We start from the raw sequence: 373 nt of genomic DNA on the forward strand, positions 1-373 counted from the left end.
CGTTGGTCATGGTTGTGTTGCTTTCTGTTGGTTGTTTTGTTGCGAGATTTAGGCTTAAGGGCGTTGTTGCTTAAATCAGTTGAACCTTTTCCAAGTCCTGTGATCTGATCCTTTATGGTGGTTAGAACGGTGGTGACATGGGTAAAGCGGAAAAGAAGATAACTAACTGGGCGGAATACAATAAGGCTCTGTGCAAGCGTGGCTCGGTTACGTTCTGGATAGATGATTCAGCCATAGATGCATGGCGATGTACAACCCATCATGGCGTTGTTGCCTAAATCAATTGAACCTTTTTCGAGTCCTGCGATCTGATCCTTTATGATGGTTAGAGCGGTGACAACATGGGTAAGGCGAAAAAGAAGATAACTAACTG

The 373-nt window shown here is 44.2% G+C and carries 1 pseudogene; it reads left to right on the forward strand.

What is annotated here, in order from left to right:
- Positions 1 to 137: 137 nt before the first annotated feature.
- Positions 138 to 266, forward strand: a pseudogene (locus AB4623_RS07755) (IS5/IS1182 family transposase); the annotation flags it as partial.
- Positions 267 to 373: the final 107 nt, after the last annotated feature.

The sequence above is a fragment of the Vibrio sp. 10N.222.52.C12 genome (genome assembly GCF_041474215.1).
In the GTDB taxonomy this organism is placed as follows: Bacteria; Pseudomonadota; Gammaproteobacteria; order Enterobacterales; family Vibrionaceae; genus Vibrio; species Vibrio crassostreae_C.